This is a genomic window from Microbacterium thalassium, from assembly GCF_014208045.1.
GTDB lineage: Bacteria > Actinomycetota > Actinomycetes > Actinomycetales > Microbacteriaceae > Microbacterium > Microbacterium thalassium.
The window spans coordinates 1,660,566-1,676,308 of sequence record NZ_JACHML010000001.1 but is presented as its reverse complement, the minus strand read 5'-3'; the positions used below and the strand labels follow the sequence as shown (position 1 = coordinate 1,676,308).

General features: G+C 72.3%; 14 protein-coding genes and 1 riboswitch. Of the genes, 9 read left to right on the top strand and 5 right to left on the bottom strand.

Translation table 11 applies throughout. The features are described 5' to 3' along the window. The first annotated feature begins 116 nt into the window (after positions 1–116). Entirely contained in the window at positions 117–1,553 is a 1,437-nt protein-coding gene (locus HD594_RS07685) for a helix-turn-helix transcriptional regulator (protein WP_184750381.1), read from the top strand. Between the two features lie 20 nt (positions 1,554–1,573). Here the strand turns inward: HD594_RS07685 and HD594_RS07680 are convergent, their stop codons facing one another. From HD594_RS07680 to HD594_RS07670, 3 genes are all read right to left on the bottom strand, one after another. Further along, positions 1,574–2,653 (bottom strand): winged helix DNA-binding domain-containing protein, encoded by a 1,080-nt coding sequence (locus HD594_RS07680; protein WP_184750380.1) that lies wholly within the window; start codon positions 2,651–2,653, stop codon positions 1,574–1,576. Between the two features lie 129 nt (positions 2,654–2,782). Further along, positions 2,783–4,252: an NAD-dependent succinate-semialdehyde dehydrogenase gene (locus HD594_RS07675; RefSeq protein WP_271171183.1), complete on the bottom strand. Its 1,470-nt coding sequence runs from the start codon at positions 4,250–4,252 to the stop codon at positions 2,783–2,785. Positions 4,253–4,397: 145 nt separating this feature from the next. Further along, a complete protein-coding gene (locus tag HD594_RS07670) occupies positions 4,398–4,700 on the bottom strand; it encodes a hypothetical protein (protein ID WP_184750378.1) in 303 nt (100 codons plus the stop codon). Between the two features lie 119 nt (positions 4,701–4,819). Between HD594_RS07670 and HD594_RS07665 the strand changes: the two genes are divergently transcribed. Then, positions 4,820–5,617: a transglutaminase-like domain-containing protein gene (locus HD594_RS07665; RefSeq protein ID WP_184750377.1), complete on the top strand. Its 798-nt coding sequence runs from the start codon at positions 4,820–4,822 to the stop codon at positions 5,615–5,617. Positions 5,618–5,642: 25 nt separating this feature from the next. Continuing rightward, entirely contained in the window at positions 5,643–6,191 is a 549-nt protein-coding gene (locus HD594_RS07660; RefSeq protein WP_184750376.1) for a hypothetical protein, read from the top strand. 95 nt (positions 6,192–6,286) lie between these two features. On the opposite strand, the gene HD594_RS07655 is transcribed toward HD594_RS07660, so the two are convergent. Both HD594_RS07655 and glyA read right to left on the bottom strand, forming a co-directional pair. Continuing rightward, a complete protein-coding gene (locus HD594_RS07655; RefSeq protein ID WP_184750375.1) occupies positions 6,287–7,168 on the bottom strand; it encodes a bifunctional methylenetetrahydrofolate dehydrogenase/methenyltetrahydrofolate cyclohydrolase in 882 nt (293 codons plus the stop codon). Positions 7,169–7,345: 177 nt separating this feature from the next. Beyond that, positions 7,346–8,620, bottom strand: a complete 1,275-nt coding sequence (glyA, locus tag HD594_RS07650) for a serine hydroxymethyltransferase (protein WP_184750374.1) — start codon at positions 8,618–8,620, stop codon at positions 7,346–7,348. Positions 8,621–8,664: 44 nt separating this feature from the next. Next, a riboswitch (ZMP/ZTP riboswitch) is annotated at positions 8,665–8,749 on the bottom strand. Positions 8,750–8,839: 90 nt separating this feature from the next. Between glyA and HD594_RS07645 the strand changes: the two genes are divergently transcribed. The 6 genes from HD594_RS07645 (at position 8,840) to HD594_RS07620 (ending at position 15,728) form a co-directional block, all read left to right on the top strand. Beyond that, entirely contained in the window at positions 8,840–10,375 is a 1,536-nt protein-coding gene (locus HD594_RS07645) for a beta-N-acetylhexosaminidase (protein ID WP_184750373.1), read from the top strand. After that, complete coding sequence (gene nagA, locus HD594_RS07640) at positions 10,375–11,520, top strand: N-acetylglucosamine-6-phosphate deacetylase (RefSeq protein ID WP_184750372.1); 1,146 nt, start codon at positions 10,375–10,377, stop codon at positions 11,518–11,520. Before HD594_RS07645 ends, nagA begins: the two co-directional genes overlap by 1 nt. A 414-nt stretch (positions 11,521–11,934) precedes the next feature. Beyond that, the gene (locus HD594_RS07635; RefSeq protein WP_184750371.1) at positions 11,935–13,521 is read left to right on the top strand and encodes a sigma-70 family RNA polymerase sigma factor; all 1,587 of its coding nucleotides are present in this window, start codon (positions 11,935–11,937) and stop codon (positions 13,519–13,521) included. A gap of 37 nt (positions 13,522–13,558) precedes the next feature. After that, on the top strand, positions 13,559–13,945 hold the full coding sequence (locus tag HD594_RS07630) for a YrdB family protein (RefSeq protein ID WP_184750370.1): 387 nt from the start codon (positions 13,559–13,561) through the stop codon (positions 13,943–13,945). Then, the gene (locus tag HD594_RS07625; protein ID WP_184750369.1) at positions 13,945–15,333 is read left to right on the top strand and encodes an FAD-binding oxidoreductase; all 1,389 of its coding nucleotides are present in this window, start codon (positions 13,945–13,947) and stop codon (positions 15,331–15,333) included. Before HD594_RS07630 ends, HD594_RS07625 begins: the two co-directional genes overlap by 1 nt. Then, on the top strand, positions 15,330–15,728 hold the full coding sequence (locus HD594_RS07620; RefSeq protein ID WP_184750368.1) for an NUDIX hydrolase: 399 nt from the start codon (positions 15,330–15,332) through the stop codon (positions 15,726–15,728). The genes HD594_RS07625 and HD594_RS07620 overlap by 4 nt, the downstream gene beginning before the upstream one ends. Positions 15,729–15,743: the final 15 nt, after the last annotated feature.

Here is a 15,743-nt window from a genome sequence, read left to right as displayed (position 1 = left end):
TCCTTTGTCTGCGGGGCGTTCAGATTCGAGTTCTGAGTCCACTTTCACCGCCTCCAACCCCTCTTTCGGCACAAACCGGGCGTAAAGAGTCGCGATTCTTTCACTATCATGAAGGAATGACGCCCACGCAGCTGGAACTGTCGACCCTCGGCCACCGCATCCGACACGAGCGCGTGTCCCACGGCTACACCCTCGACGAGCTCGGCGAGCTGGTCGGAGTCGCCGGATCCCAGCTGAGCCTCATCGAGAACGGCAAGCGCGAGCCGAAGCTGTCGCTGCTGCAGGCCATCGCCCAGGCGACGGGCGTCGAGGTCACCGAGCTGCTGTCGTCGGAGCCCCCCAACCGCCGCGCGGCCCTCGAGATCGAGCTCGAGAAGGCGCAGTCCTCGACGGTGTTCCGTCAGCTCGGGATCGCGCCGGTGAAGGTCACCAAGGGCATGAGCGACGAGACGATCGAGTCGATCCTGGGCATGCACCGCGAGCTGCAGCGCCGCGAGCGCGAGGCGATCGCGACGCCCGAGGAGGCGCGCCGGGCCAACACCGAGCTGCGCCTGCGGATGCGGGCCGTCGACAACTACCTGCCCGACATCGAGAAGCTCGCCGAGAAGCAGCTCAAGGCCGCGGGGCACGTCTCGGGAGCGCTCACCCACCGCACCGTGAGCATCATGGCCGATCAGCTCGGCTTCGAGCTCATCTACGTCAGCGACCTGCCGCGCTCGACCCGGTCGATCACCGATCTCGAGAACGGCCGCATCTACCTGCCCCCGGCGTCGATCCCGGGCGGACACGGCCTGCGCTCGATGGCGCTGCAGGCGATGGCCCACCGGCTCCTCGGGCACCGGCGGCCCACCGACTACGCCGACTTCCTGCAGCAGCGACTCGAGATCAACTACTACGCCGCGTGCTGCCTGATGCCCGAGACGGCGTCGGTCGCGTTCCTCCAGCAGGCCAAGAAGGAACGCGACCTGGCGGTCGAGGACTTCCGCGACGCATTCGGCGTGACCCACGAGGCGGCCGGGATGCGCCTGACCAATCTCGCGACGCACCACCTCGGCATCCGCCTCCACTTCATGCGCGTCGACGGGGCGGGAGCGATCAACCGCGTGTACGAGAACGACGACCTGCCGCTGCCCATCGATGTCACCGGCGCGGTCGACGGGCAGATCGCGTGCCGGAACTTCTCGGCCCGCCAGGCGTTCTCTGAGCAGAACCGCACGACCGAGCACTACCAGTACACCGACACCCCGGCCGGCACGTACTGGGACTCGTCGCAGACCGGCACCACCGCCGACGGCGAGTTCTCCATCACCGTGGGTGTGCCGTTCGACGACGCGCGGTGGTTCCGAGGCCGCGAGACGCAGAATCGCGCCGTCTCGACGTGCCCGGACGAGTCGTGCTGCCGCCGCGCACCGGCCCAGAGCACCGAGCGCTGGCAGGGCAAGGCGTGGCCGAGCGCCCGCGTGCACATGCAGATGTTCACACCGCTTCCGCGCGGGGCGTTCCCGGGCGTGGACGACAACGACGTGTACGCGTTCCTCGACCGGCACGCGTAGGGCGCGCGGCTCGGCGCCCGTCAGACGGTGACGAATGCGCGATACCGGGCGAGCGCCGCGTCGACCTCGTCCGGCGTGGCGGCGTCCGGCGCGAACAGCCGGCCTGCCGGCTCGTCGCGCCGACCGGCGAGCGCGGCCGCATGCGTCCACCGGCCGACAACGTCGCCGTCGGCGAGGAGGACGGCAGCGACCATGCCGTTCTTCCCGGGCCCGACCCGGTCGAGCAGCTCTGCGTCGCAGACGCCCGTGCGATCCGCGTACGAGAGGTAGTACTCGTCGAACGGCGGCAGGGCGATCACACGGGATGCCGCGGCGGAGCGGCGAGGTGGAGCGGATGCCGACACGAAGCGCGGCTCGCCCTCCCCCGGGACCTGCTCGACGGCGTCCGCGGCCGCCTCGGCGGCCTGACGCGCCGCGCCGATCGGCAGCGCCGCCCACCACGCGAAATCGGCCGCGGTCGCCGGGCCGTGTCCGGCGATGTAGCGCGCGAACAGCTCCGCGACCGGATCGTCGGGGGAGGCGGCATCCGCGGTCCAGTCGTCGAACAGCACGATGTGCTGCTCGCGCGAAAGCGCACCCCCGCGCTCGACCACCGGACCCTGAACGACGACGCGGCGAAGCGACAGGCTCGTGAGCACGTGGTAGCCGCGCTGACCCTGCGTCGGCACTCCCCCGCCGTCCAGCAGAGCGAACAGTTCGGCGCGGGTGAGCCGGCCGCCGCCGCGCAGGGCCGATCGCACGACGCGCTCGGCGCGCACGAGGTCGTCCTCGTCGATCCCCTCGCGGCGCCGGGGCGCTGCCGCCGCGCGGAACTGCCGCTCGGCGGTGACGTCCAGGATCCACGACAGGTCGCGTGCCGGCGCGATGTGGAGCGTGCCCCGCATCGTCCACGATCGCACGATGTCACCGCGATCGAACGCCGCGTCGACCTGCGCGATGGTGGCGGTGCCGCGGGTGCGCACGCCCAGGGCCCAGCGCCCGCCGCGGAAGTCCTGGGCCTGCACGGCGAGCATGCGCTGCGCCGCATCGGCGACGCTCGCCGCCGGCGCGCTCAGTCGATGCGCGCGCAGACGCGCGTGCCGCAGCCGGCGTCGGTCCATGGGCCCATCCTGCCCGCCGGCTCCGACAGGGTCGGGGCGCCGCGGCGATGACGAGGAGGATGCCGCGCCGTGCCGGCCGGGGCGTCCGGATGTTCGGCTTCTCGATCCTGGCCTGAGCGCCGAGCCCGCTCAGAACGGGTTCGGCGTGAGCGTGTACTTCGTCTGCAGGTATTCGTGGATGCCCTCGGCGCCGCCTTCGCGGCCCAGGCCCGACATCTTCCAGCCGCCGAACGGCGCCGCCGCGTTCGAGACGACGCCCGCGTTCAGGCCCATCATGCCGGTCTCGAGACGCTCGATCATGCGCTGACCGCGGGCGAGGTTCTCGGTGAAGACGTAGGAGACCAGTCCGTACTCGGTGTCGTTGGCGATGCGCACGGCGTCGTCCTCGTCCTCGAACGGGACGATCGCGAGCACCGGTCCGAAGATCTCCTCGCGCAGGATGTCGCTGCCCTCGCGCACGTCGGCGACCACGGTGGGCGCATAGAACGTCCCCGCCCCCTCGATCGCGCTGCCGCCCGTGGTCACCTGAGCGCCCCGCTCGACGGCATCGCCGACCAGCGCCGCCGCCTTCGCGACCGCACGGTCGTCGATTAGCGGGCCGATCGTGACGCCGTCCTCCGTGCCTCGGCCGACCTTCATCTGCTTGACCCGGTCGGTGACGCGGCGGGCGAACTCGTCGACGACGTCGCGGTGCACGATGAAGCGGTTGGCTGCGGTGCACGCCTGGCCGATGTTGCGGAACTTCGCCAGGATCGCGCCGTCGACCGCCTTGTCGAGGTCGGCGTCGTCGAACACGATGAACGGCGCGTTGCCGCCCAGCTCCATCGATGTGCGCAGCACGCCCTGGGCGGCCTGCTCGAGCAGCCGCTGCCCGACCGGCGTGGATCCGGTGAACGAGAGCTTCCGCAGGCGCGGGTCGCGGATGATCGGCTCCGATACCGCGCCCGACGTGGACGTGGTGAACACGTTGACGACCCCCTTGGGCAGGCCCGCGTCCTCGAGCAGCTTCGCGAAGTACAGGGTCGTCAGCGGCGTGAGCTCAGCGGGCTTGATGACCACCGTGCAGCCGGCGGCGATCGCCGGGGCGATCTTGCGGGTCGCCATCGCCAGCGGGAAGTTCCACGGAGTGATGAGGAATGCCGGTCCCACCGGATGCTGCGACACGATCATGCGACCGGTGCCCTCGGGGTTCGGCCCGTACCGGCCGCTGATGCGCGCCGCCTCCTCGCTGAACCAGCGGACGAACTCGGCACCGTAGGCGACCTCGCCGCGGGCCTCGGCGAGAGGCTTGCCCATCTCGATCGTCATCAGGAGGGCGAACTCCTCCTTGCGCTCCATCAGCAGGTCGAAGGCCCGACGCAGCAGCTCGGCGCGCTCGCGGGCCGGCGTCGCCGCCCACGTGGGGAAGGCGTCGACCGCGGCGTCCAGCGCCGCCATGCCGTCGGCCGGTGTCGCGTCGGCAATCTCCTTGACGACGTCGCCCGTCGCGGGGTCGCGCACGACCAGGGTGCGGCCGCCCTCGGCGGCGAGCCATTCGCCTCCGATGAACAGCCCGTCCGGGACGCTCGCGAGCAGTTCGTCCTCACGGATATCGGTCACAGCGCACTCCTCGAGATCGGATGCGGGTCGTGGGATGCCCACACGCGGCATCGCCCATCATGCCTCGACGCTCAGGTCCCGGCGCTGTCCACGGCGTACATCTGCGCGAGCCGACCGTCCATGGCGGCCACCAACCCGCCGCGGCTCAGGTCTTGATGTCGGTCACCAGCTGCACGTCGGCCGAGACGATCCGGTCCGGCTGCCCGGCGAATGCCGCCGCGCGGGCGTCCGATGCCCTCCACCCCGCGTCCATCTCGCGGAAGGTGTCGGCGTCCACCGGCGCGCTCACTGCCCACACGAACTGGTTCGTGTCTCGGATGCCGTAGGCGAACTCGATCGTGAACCCCTGGGCGGCCCGCGGACCGGGGATCCACTGGTCGTACCACGCCAGGAAGGCGTCGTACTCACCCGGGGCGAGGACGTAGCGGCGGATCTGGATCGTCTTCATCCGTCCATCATGCCGCGCGGCCGCCGGCGCGCGGCGGTCGTGTGGAACACGCCGTACCACGCCCGCCCCGCGCGGGAAAGGGCCCCCGACGTGCAACCTCGGTCTGTCACGCTGTCCGCATGCAGAGAGAGGTCACGAGCCGCATCGTCCTGAACGTCCTCGAGCCGGCGGAGCTGGTGCTGTCGGTCGCCGTGGCCAGGCAGTACTCGCCCGCAGAGGAGTCCCTCGTCGTCACTCTTGACGGGGACCCGTTGGAGGTCCAGGAGTGGGAGGACGCCCACGGCACGCGGTTGCATCGCGTGACGCCCGGCACCGGCGAGCTCGTCGTCGAGTACGAAGCACGCATAGACGGCGCCGCGGACCCGCTCCCCGGCGACCCGGTGGAGCGCGTCGTCTACAGCCGGCCGAGCAGGTACGCCGAGTCGGATGCGCTGGCGCCCACCGCGGCGGCCGAGTTCGATGGCCTCGATGGCAACGCGACGCTGCTGACGGCGGTCTCCTCCTGGGTGGGCACGCGGCTGGCGTACGTGCCGGGCTCGAGCCTGCCGACGGACGGCGCCCAGCGCACACTCCTCGCCCGCAAGGGCGTGTGCCGCGATTTCGCGCATCTGAGCGTCGCGCTCCTGCGCGCGACCGGCGTGCCCGCACGACTCGTGTCGGTGTATGCCCCGGGCCTCGACCCCATGGACTTCCACGCGGTCGCCGAGGCGTGGATCGGCGGCGCGTGGTGCGTGGTCGATGCCACCACGCTGGCGCCGCGCGAGACGCTGGTGCGGATCGCCACCGGCCGCGACGCCGCCGACACGGCCTTCCTCACGATCCTCTCCGGGCGCACCGAGCTGGTCGACATGACGGTCACCGCGGTCGCCGACGATCTGCCGGCCGACGACCTGGATCGTCTCGTGTCGGTCTCGTGACCGCCCGCCGTGGCACAGTGGTCGCATGAGGAAATGGGTGGTCCGGTTCGCGTCGCTGCTGGTGTTCAACATCGCGGTGCTGCTGCTCATCGGGTGGTTCACGCCGGCGCGCGTCGGCTGGTCCGCACTGTGGGCGGGGATCGTGCTGACGGCCATCGTCATCTGGATCAAGCCGCTCGTGCACCGCTGGTTCGCCTCGATGGCCGCGAAGTCCGCCCACCAGCGAACGAAGCTCGGCGAGAAGCTCGTCGAGTTCATGCTCGCCGTCGCCGTGGCGTTCCTCGTGTGGGTCGCGACGGTGCTGCTGTCGGGCGTGAGCGTCGGGGGCTGGTTCTGGGGCTGGATCCTGCCCCCGGTCTTCCTGCTCATCGGCTGGGCGATCTACGACGTCGTCGACGACCGCGTCGAGGGGCACGCGGCGGGGCTCTACGACCGCGCGCTCGGGCGCGAGGGCACGACGGATGCCGCAGCCACGGCATCCGAATCCCCCGAGAGCACCGCGGGCCGCCGCGAACTGCAGGACGGGCTCACCGACGAGCAGCGCCGCATGCTCGACGAGCTCGGCAACGGCTGAGCGCGTCCGTTCCGCAGGAGAATCCGCGTTCCGCAGGAGGATTCGGGCGCGAATCCTCGGACGTCGTGTGAATTCTCCGACGCCGCGCGAGCGACTCAGCCGGCTGCGCGCTCGGCGGCCTCCACCACGTTCGTCATCAGCAGCGCCACCGTCATCGGGCCCACTCCCCCGGGGTTCGGCGAGAGCCAGCCGGCGACCTCTGCGACGTCGGGGTGGATGTCGCCGTAGACCTTGCTCTTGCCGGTCTCGGGGTCGTCTTCGCGCGTGACGCCGACATCGAGCACCGCGGCGCCGGGCTTGACGTCCTCGGGACGCACGATGTGCTTGACGCCCGCCGCGCCCACGATGACGTCGGCCTGACGCAGGTGATGCCCCAGGTCCTTTGTGCCGGTGTGGGTCAGGGTCACGGTGGCGTTGTACTCGCGCCGTGTGAGCAGCAGCCCGATCGAGCGACCGATCGTGACGCCGCGGCCGACCACGACGACGTGCTTGCCGGCGAGCTCGTAGCCGTTGCGCACCAGCAGCTCGATGACGCCGCGGGGCGTGCACGGCAGCGGCGACGTGATCGGGGTGTTGACGTTCAGCACCAGGCGCCCGAGGTTCGTCGGGTGCAGTCCGTCGGCGTCCTTCTCGGGGTCGATGCGCTCGAGGATCGCGTCGGTGTCGAGGTGCTTCGGCAGCGGCAGCTGCACGATGTAGCCGTGGCACTCCGGGTCGGCGTTGAGCTCGTCGATGAGCGCCTCGACGTCCTCCTGGGTCGCGTCGGCCGGCAGCTCGCGCTGGATCGAGTTCATCCCGATGGCCTCGGACTGCTTGTGCTTCATCCCCACGTACAGCTGCGACGCCGGGTCGGCGCCGACGAGCACCGTGGCGATGCCGGGCGTGATGCCCTTCTCCTTGAGAGCCGCGACCCGCTGGGCGAGCTCGTCCTTGATCGCGGCCGAGGCCGCCTTGCCGTCCAGAACCTGTGCCGTCATGATCTTCCTCTCTGAAGCGCGCACCCCATCATCGGCGTCGCGCGCCGCATCCGGCGTCTTCTCTTCCGATGAGCGGATGCCGATGCCCGGCGTTCCTCGTCGAACCGCCAACCCGAATACCTATGCTCATAGGTATCTTACGGTCGGTCGCGGCGAACCGCCAGCCTCGATGCTCTCCTACTGCGTGAGCCCGGGGTAGAGCGGGAAAGCCGTCGCGAGCGCGTCGACGCGCGCCCGGAGGGCCGCGATGTCGGCCCCGGGCTGGAGCGCGAGCGCGATGATGTCGGCGACCTCGGTGAACTCCGCGTCGCCGAAGCCGCGCGTCGCGAGCGCCGGGGTGCCGATGCGCAGGCCCGACGTGATCATCGGCGGACGCGGGTCGTTCGGCACCGCGTTGCGGTTGACGGTGATGTGGATCTCGTGCAGCAGGTCCTCGGCCTGCTTGCCGTCGATCTCGGCGTCGCGCAGGTCCACCAGCACGAGGTGGACATCCGTGCCGCCCGAGCGCACCGAGATGCCGGCGCCGGCGACGTCCGGCTGCGAGAGACGCTCGGCCAGGATGGCGGCGCCGCGCACCGTGCGCTCCTGCCGCTCGCGGAACTCGGGGGTCGCCGCGAGCTTGAAGGCCGTGGCCTTCGCCGCGATGACGTGCATGAGCGGGCCGCCCTGCTGACCGGGGAACACCGCCGAGTTGATCTTCTTGGCGATGTCGGCGTCATTGGTCAGGATGAAGCCCGAACGGGGACCGCCGATGGTCTTGTGCACGGTCGACGACACGACATGCGCATGCGGCACGGGCGACGGGTGCACGCCCGCGGCCACGAGCCCGGCGAAGTGCGCCATGTCCACCCACAGCAGCGCGCCGACCTCGTCGGCGATCGCGCGGAAGGCGGCGAAGTCGAGCTGACGCGGATAGGCCGACCACCCGGCGATGATGACCTTCGGCTGGTGCTCGATGGCGAGACGGCGCACCTCGTCCATGTCGATGACGCTCGTCTCGGGGTTCACGCCGTAGGCGACCACGTTGTAGAGACGGCCCGAGAAGTTGATCTTCATGCCGTGCGTCAGGTGACCGCCGTGGTCGAGCGAGAGTCCGAGGATCGTGTCGCCGGGCCGGGCGATCGCGTGCAGGACAGCGGCGTTCGCCGACGCGCCCGAGTGCGGCTGGACGTTGGCGAACTCCGCGCCGAACAGCGCCTTGGCGCGCTCGATCGCGAGCTCCTCGGCGACGTCGACCTCTTCGCAGCCGCCGTAGTAGCGGCGGCCCGGGTACCCCTCGGCGTACTTGTTCGTCAGCACCGATCCCTGCGACTGCAGGACCGACACGGGGACGAAGTTCTCGGACGCGATCATCTCGAGGAACGAGCGCTGGCGGGCCAGTTCGCGCTCGAGCACCTCGGCGATCTCGGGGTCGACCTCTGCGAGCGGGGCGTTGAAGTGCGGATCGGTCATGGCGATCTCCTTGACTGCGGCTATGCGGGCTCCGTGGCGGGGGACGTATCGGCCCAGGCGTGCGGTCGAATGCCGTAGTCGGTCGCTCCCCGGTGGTCACCCACCTCAACGCCAGTCGCGACACGTCGAGCATAACGGATGGCGCCCGCTCGCGACCGGCCGACAGCGGCGGTAGGCTGGCGACATCCTTTTTGTTAGGACTCTTTACTTGGAGGTCCGGTGTCGCCCCTCTCGCTCGTCCCCATCCCCTCGTCGGTCCACGAGACCGGCGGCGCGCCGCTGGTCCTCGACGAGCGCACGCGCCCGACCGGGGATGCGGATGCCGCACGCGAGCTGACACGGCTGATCGAAGCCCGCACGGGGCTGCGGACGCGCGAGCTCGGCGGCGACGGCGGTGCGCCCGCGACCGCAGCCTCGGCCATCGACCTGCGCGTCGAGCCCGGCGGCGCCGCGGAGTCCTACCGGCTCCGCGTCGCCGAGGACGGCGCCACGGTCGTGGGCGCGGACGCCGCCGGCCTCTTCTACGGCGTGCAGACGCTGGCGCAGCTGATCGAGCCCGACACCGAAGGCTGGGTGATCCCGGCCGTCGAGATCGAGGACGCTCCGCGGTTCGCCTATCGCGGCGTCATGCTCGACGTCGCCCGGCACTTCTTCGACGTCCCGGCGGTGCGCGGCTACATCGACCGGGCCGCGGGCCTGAAGTTCAACGCGCTCCACCTGCATCTCACGGACGACCAGGGGTGGCGCCTGCACCTGGACTCCCGGCCGGCGCTGACCGAGCGCGCCTCGGGCAGCTCGGTCGGCGGCGACCCGGGCGGCTTCTACACGAAGGACGAGTACCGCGACCTCGTCGCGTACGCGGCGGCGCGGCACATGATCGTCGTCCCCGAGATCGACATGCCCGGCCACACGCACGCCGTCGGGCTCGCCTACCCCGAGCTCGCCGAGGATCCCGTCGTCACCGAGCACATGCTCGAGATCGTGAGCGACTACGGCGGCGAGCCCCCGGCGGCGGGCGAGGCGTACGACGGCCTGGCGGTCGGATTCTCGTCGCTGCGCATCAACGACGAGGCGACCTACGACTTCGTCGCCGACGTGTTCGGCGAGCTCGCCTCGCTCACGCCCGGCCCGTACCTCCACCTCGGCGGCGACGAGTGCCTGGGCACCGACCCGGCCGACTTCGCCGCCTTCGTCGCGCGCGCGAGCGCCATCGTCGCCGACCTCGGGAAGACGCCGGTCACATGGCACGAGGCGGGGGCGGCGGGCGGCCTGCACCCCGACACGGTCGGCCAGTACTGGGGCGGCGTGACTCCGACCGACGGCATGGACGACACGGCCCGGGCCTTCGTGAGCCGCGGCGCGCAGGTGATCCTGTCTCCCGCCGATGCCGTGTACCTCGACATGAAGCCGCGGGCGGACTCCGACCTCGGCCTGACGTGGGCGAACGGGCCGACGAGCGTGAGGCGCGCGTACGAGTGGGAGCCCGCCGACGTGATCGACGGGATCGGCGAGGCCGACATCCTCGGCGTCGAGGCGCCGCTGTGGACCGAGACGGTCCGCACGCCCGCCGACATCGACGCGCTGGCCTTCCCCCGCATCGCGGCGGCCGCCGAGGCGGCGTGGTCGCCGGCGACGGGAGCGAGCGACCAGCGCACGTGGGAGTCGTTCCGCGGCCGGGTCGCGGGGCTCGCCGGCCTGTGGGACGGCCTCGGCATCCGCTTCGACGCCGCCGACGAGATCGACTGGGTGCGCTGATGTCCACCGTCCTCCACTCGGTCCGCCTCGTCGACGACGGGGCCGAGACCCCGGACGCGTGGGTGCGGTTCGACGGCGGACGCGTCGTCGCGACCGGGGCCGGGGCGACGTGGGAGGCGGCCGACACCGTCGTCGACGGCACGGAGCTCGCCGGCCCGGGTGCGATCCTCACCCCCGGCTTCGTCGACCTGCACACCCACGGAGGCGGCGGCCGCAACCACGACGAGGGGGCGGATGCCGTGCGCACGGCGCGAGCCGTCCACCGCGCCCACGGGACCACGCGCGCCGTCGTCTCGCTCGTGACCGCATCCGTGGACGACCTCGCCGAACGCGTGACGATGATCGCCGGACTCGCGGCATCCGACCCCGACGTCCTCGGATCGCACCTGGAGGGCCCGTTCCTGGATCCCGGCCACAAGGGCGCGCACACCGAGGGGCTGCTCCGCGCGCCCGGCGCCGAGGATGTGACCCGGCTGATCGCCGCCGGACGCGGCACGATCCGGCAGATCACCCTGGCACCGGAGCTCGAGGGCGCGACGGCCGCGATCGAGCGGCTCCGCGCGGCCGGGACGGTCGTCGCACTGGGGCACACCGACGCGGACGCGGACGCAGCACGCAGCGCCTTCGACGCCGGCGCGACGCTGCTCACGCACGCCTTCAACGCCATGCGGGGCATCCACCACCGGGCCCCGGGACCGGTCGTGGCGGCGCTGCGCGACGACCGGGTCGTGCTCGAGGTCATCGCCGACGGCGTGCACGTGGACCTCGGACTCGTCGCGGTGCTCTTCGACGCCGCCCCCGGCCGCATCGCACTCGTGACGGATGCCATGGCCGCGGCCGGCGCCCCGGACGGCTCGTACGAGCTGGGCGGGCTGGCGGTGACCGTCCAGGACGGCGTCGCGCGGCTCGCCCGCGACGGCGCGATCGCCGGGTCGACCCTGACGCAGGACGTGGCCCTGCGCCGCGTCGTCTCCGCCGGCGTCGCCCTCCCGGTCGCCGTCGCCGCGCTCACCCGGACGCCCGCGCGCGTGCTCGGCATGACCGACATCGGAAGCCTCGCCGTGGGCGCCCGCGCCGATGCCGTGCTGCTTACGGCGGGACTGGACGTCCGCTCCGTCTGGATCGACGGCGCCCACGCATCATGACCGGCGCGAGGCGGCCGCCGCATTCCCCGCGATGCGGCGGCCGCATTCCCCCCGTCCCCCCGAGGAACACGGGGCCGGAAGGTCCCTCCCCCGAGACACCTCCCCGGCCCCGCGCGTCCTGGATCGGGACATCCAGGACGTCTGCCGCCCGGCTGCACGCCCCCCGGCGCGGCCGGCGGAATGCTCCTCTGCCCCATGAGATGCAGGCGGGGCCGATTCATGACGCGGTTTCGCGAGATTTCTCCGATCCGGTCGGCGCCCTGGTGCGCAGGAGCCGGACGAACCACGCTTTCGGGCTGGCGATTCTGAGTGTCAGCCGTGAGAATGGGGCGACCGCGTGATGCCCCCCATGGTCGCGCGTCTCATGGGTGACGGTGTCGCCGACGCCGCCCGCTTCGTCCCCACCGGAGAGACATGACCCAGGACCTCGCCGCCGACCGCCCCACGGCGGCTCTCGGCGATGCCGACCTGGTGCTGCGCACGCGTTCGGGCGATGCCGACGCCTTCGCCGAGCTGTGGCGCCGCCACTACCGCTCGGGCATCGCGGTCGCCCGCTCGGTCACGTCGTCCCTGGACCCCGACGACCTCGTCCAGGAGTCCTACACCCGCATCTTCCAGTCGATCCAGAACGGCGGCGGGCCGACCGGATCGTTCCGGGCCTACCTGTTCACCAGCATCCGCAACACGGCCGCCACCTGGGGGCGCGCGCGCCAGGAGACCGCCATCGACGTCCTCGACACGATGGAGGACCCCGCCACGAGCGAGCAGGCCACCGCCGAGGCGCTCGACCGGAGCCTGACGAACCAGGCGTTCCGGAGCCTGCCGACCAGATGGCAGGAGGTGCTGTGGTACACCGAGATCGAGCAGATGAAGCCCTCCGAGGTGGCGCCGCTGCTCGGGATGAAGGCCTCGGCCGTCGCACAGCTGGCCTTCCGCGCACGCGAAGGTCTGCGCGAGGCGTGGATCCAGGCGCATCTGCGCTCGGTCCACGACGGTTCGGAGTGCCAGTGGACGATCGAACGCCTCGGCGCGTACGCCCGCTCCAACGCCGCCCGGCGCGACCGCCGCAGGATCGAGCTCCATCTGAAGGACTGCGCGCGCTGCATCATCGTCGCCGGTGAGGCCGAGGAGGTCTCGCATCGCCTCGCGCTCGTGCTGCTGCCCCTCACGGTCGGCATCGCCGGGACGGCCGGCTACCTCGCGTCGCTGCAGGGTGGCGCCGTCCCCGCCGTCGCGCTCGCGGCGATGCCGTCGACGATCACGGCGGGCGCCGCGGTCGCGCCCGCGCCGGCCGGCGCCGAATCGACGGCGGCTGCGGCATCCGGCTCGTCGAGCTCGATCGGGGTCGGCGCCATGGTGAGCCTGGTGGCGGCCACCGTCGTCGTCATCGGCGGCGTCTTCGCCGGCGCGGCCATCCTGAGCACGCCCGAGGGGGGCGCCCCGTCGGCCGCGGCTCCGGATGCCGCCGACAGCCTGTCGATCGACGCGACGGTCGAAGGCCCCGACGACCCCGACGCCGTCGTCACCCGCGACCCGGCAGACGACGACGGCACCGAGCCGGATTCCCCGGCGCCGGCGCCGGAGGACCCCATCGCGCCCGACGACGACGTCGACGCCGCGGCGCCCGCCCCGGCACCCGCGCCCGCGGAACCGGCCGATCCCGGCGACGAGGCCGACCCCGCTCCGATCGAAGAGGCCGTGGTCGAGTCCGCGGTGCTCCCCGACGGCGTGCCGACCATCGTCGCCAGCTCGTCGACGACCGAGGCCGACGGGACCGTGACGTTCAGCATCGAGCTGTCGGGCGAACCGGGCGCCACCGTGCGGGCCCGCATCCGCGGCGAGGAGGTGGCCCGCACCAGCCTGGACGACGCCGGGAACGGCGTGCTGGTGCTCACCGCGGAACCGTGGGAGCTGCTCGTCGGCACCCGCGTGGAGCTGCGCTACGTCTCGGGCGACGGGCAGGGGCGGCCGCTGGGCGCGAAGCTGACCGACCTGGTCTGAGGCGGGGCCTGGGGCGCGCCGCCGTAGACTGGAGGCCATGTCCGACTCCCCCCGCGCCGAGGCCGACGCGAACGCCCAGGCCGGGACGCGCACACCGCTCGCGCCGATCGACATCCTGGCCTTCATCAGCGAGCTGTTCGCCTTCGTGACCCTCGCGATCTGGGGTTTCGCGATGTGGTCGCTGCCGTGGAACATCGTGGTCGGCATCCTCGCGCCCGTCGCCGCCATCCTCGTGTGGGCGCTGTTCGTCTCGCCCCGCGCGGTCTTCGCCGTCCACCCGTTCGTCCGGGCGGTCATCGAGATCCTCGTCTATGCCGCCGCAGGCATGGCCTGGTGGAGCATGGGGGCCACGTGGCTCGGCCTCGGCTACGGCGTGGTCGCGGTCGTGATCGGCGTCCTCGCCGGACGGCGCCGGTTCGCCTGATGCCGGTCGACGTCGTCGCACGGCTGAGGTCGCTCCTCGGCGACCGCGTCGACACCTCGCCGGCCGCCCTGGACGCGGCCCGCGCCGACAAGTCCGGCCACGCTGCCGCCGGCCGGCCCCTCGCCGTCGTGCACGCGAGCGGCGTCGACGACGTCCAGGCGACGCTGAAGATCGCCACCGAGACCGGCACGCCCGTCGTCACGCGTGGCGCCGGGACGGGTCTGGCCGGCGGGTCCATCGCGGGGCCCGGCGAGATCGCCCTGTCGGTGCGGCGCATGGACCGCATCCTCGAGGTGCGCCCGGATGATCTGATCGCCGTCGTGGAGCCGGGGATCATCAACGCCGACCTGAACGCCGCGCTCGCCGAGCACGGGCTGTGGTGGGCTCCCGATCCCGCCAGCCGGGACATCGCGACCGTCGGCGGCAACATCGCCACGGGAGCGGGAGGACTGCTGTGCGCGAAGTACGGCGTCGTGCGCGACGCCGTCCTGGGCGTCGACCTCGTGCTCGCCGACGGCCGCCTGATGCGCCTCGGCCACCGCACCGTGAAGGGCGTGACGGGGCTCGACCTCACCTCGCTCGTGATCGGCTCGGAGGGGACGCTCGGCGTCGTCGTCGGCGCGACGCTGAAGCTGCGCCGGCTCGTCCCCGGCGCGGTGTGCACGGTGGCGGTGACCTTCCCCGACGTGCGCTCGGCGGCCGCCGCGTCGGCGGCCGTGACCGCGTCCGGCGTCCAGCCGTCGATCATGGAGCTGGTGGATGCCGCGGCCCTCGCGGCGATCCACGACCTGCTCGGTCTCGACGCGCCGACGCCCGGGGCGGCGCAGCTGACGATCCAGACCGACGGGCCGGCGGCCGCCGGCGACGCCGACGCCATCGCCGAGGTGCTGCGCGGGGCCGGCGGCACCGTCGCGGTGTCGCACGACCGCGAGGAGGGCGAACGGCTGCTGGCGATCCGCCGGTCGATGCATCCGGCGATCGAGCGCCTGGGGACGACCCTCATCGAGGACGTCTCCGTCCCCCGCAGCGCCCTGCCCGACATGTTCGACGAGATCGCTCGCGTCGAGCGCGAGCACGGCATCGTGATCCCGACGGTAGCGCACGCCGGCGACGGCAATCTGCACCCGAACTTCGTGTTCGACGCGTCGGAGTCCGAGGGTGACGGGATCGCCGCCGTCCCGCCGCACATCTGGGACGCCGCCGACGACCTCTTCCGCGCGGCGCTGCGCCTGGGCGGAACGCTCACCGGCGAGCACGGCATCGGCGTGCTCAAGAGACGGTGGCTGGTCGATGAGCTGGGCGAGGACCAGTGGGAGCTGCAACGGCGGATCACGCGCGTGTTCGACCCGCAGGGCATCCTCAACCCCGGCAAGGTGTTCACCCCGTGAGCGGCGTCGTGCACGTCAGCGCGGCCGTCGTCGTGGGCGACGACGGGCGCGCGCTCGTCGTCCGCAAGCGCGGCGCGCACGTGTTCCAGCAGCCGGGCGGCAAGCCGGATCCCGGTGAGGACGCCCTCGCCGCCGTCGTGCGCGAGGTCGCCGAGGAGACCGGCATCATCGCCGACCCCGGAGCCTTCGAGCCGCTCGGCCGCTTCAGCGACACCGCCGCGAACGAGCCCGACCACCGTGTCGTCGCCGACGCGTTCCGCCTGCGGGTCCCCGCGGGGAGCGCCTCCGCCGGCGCCGAGATCGAGGAGCTGCGCTGGCTGACCGAGGCCGAGATCGACGCGGCGCCGCTGGCGCCGCTCAGCCGCAACCACCTCATCCGCTTCGCATGGCGGTGACCCGCGCGAACGGGC

Coding starts and splice junctions, on each gene's coding strand:
- HD594_RS07685 (WP_184750381.1), top strand. CDS start 117: ATGACGCCCACGCAGCTGGAACTGTCGACCCTCGGCCACCGCATCCGA.
- HD594_RS07680 (WP_184750380.1), bottom strand. CDS start 2,653: ATGGACCGACGCCGGCTGCGGCACGCGCGTCTGCGCGCGCATCGACTG.
- HD594_RS07670 (WP_184750378.1), bottom strand. CDS start 4,700: ATGAAGACGATCCAGATCCGCCGCTACGTCCTCGCCCCGGGTGAGTAC.
- HD594_RS07665 (WP_184750377.1), top strand. CDS start 4,820: ATGCAGAGAGAGGTCACGAGCCGCATCGTCCTGAACGTCCTCGAGCCG.
- HD594_RS07660 (WP_184750376.1), top strand. CDS start 5,643: ATGAGGAAATGGGTGGTCCGGTTCGCGTCGCTGCTGGTGTTCAACATC.
- HD594_RS07655 (WP_184750375.1), bottom strand. CDS start 7,168: ATGACGGCACAGGTTCTGGACGGCAAGGCGGCCTCGGCCGCGATCAAG.
- glyA (WP_184750374.1), bottom strand. CDS start 8,620: ATGACCGATCCGCACTTCAACGCCCCGCTCGCAGAGGTCGACCCCGAG.
- nagA (WP_184750372.1), top strand. CDS start 10,375: ATGTCCACCGTCCTCCACTCGGTCCGCCTCGTCGACGACGGGGCCGAG.
- HD594_RS07635 (WP_184750371.1), top strand. CDS start 11,935: ATGACCCAGGACCTCGCCGCCGACCGCCCCACGGCGGCTCTCGGCGAT.
- HD594_RS07630 (WP_184750370.1), top strand. CDS start 13,559: ATGTCCGACTCCCCCCGCGCCGAGGCCGACGCGAACGCCCAGGCCGGG.
- HD594_RS07625 (WP_184750369.1), top strand. CDS start 13,945: ATGCCGGTCGACGTCGTCGCACGGCTGAGGTCGCTCCTCGGCGACCGC.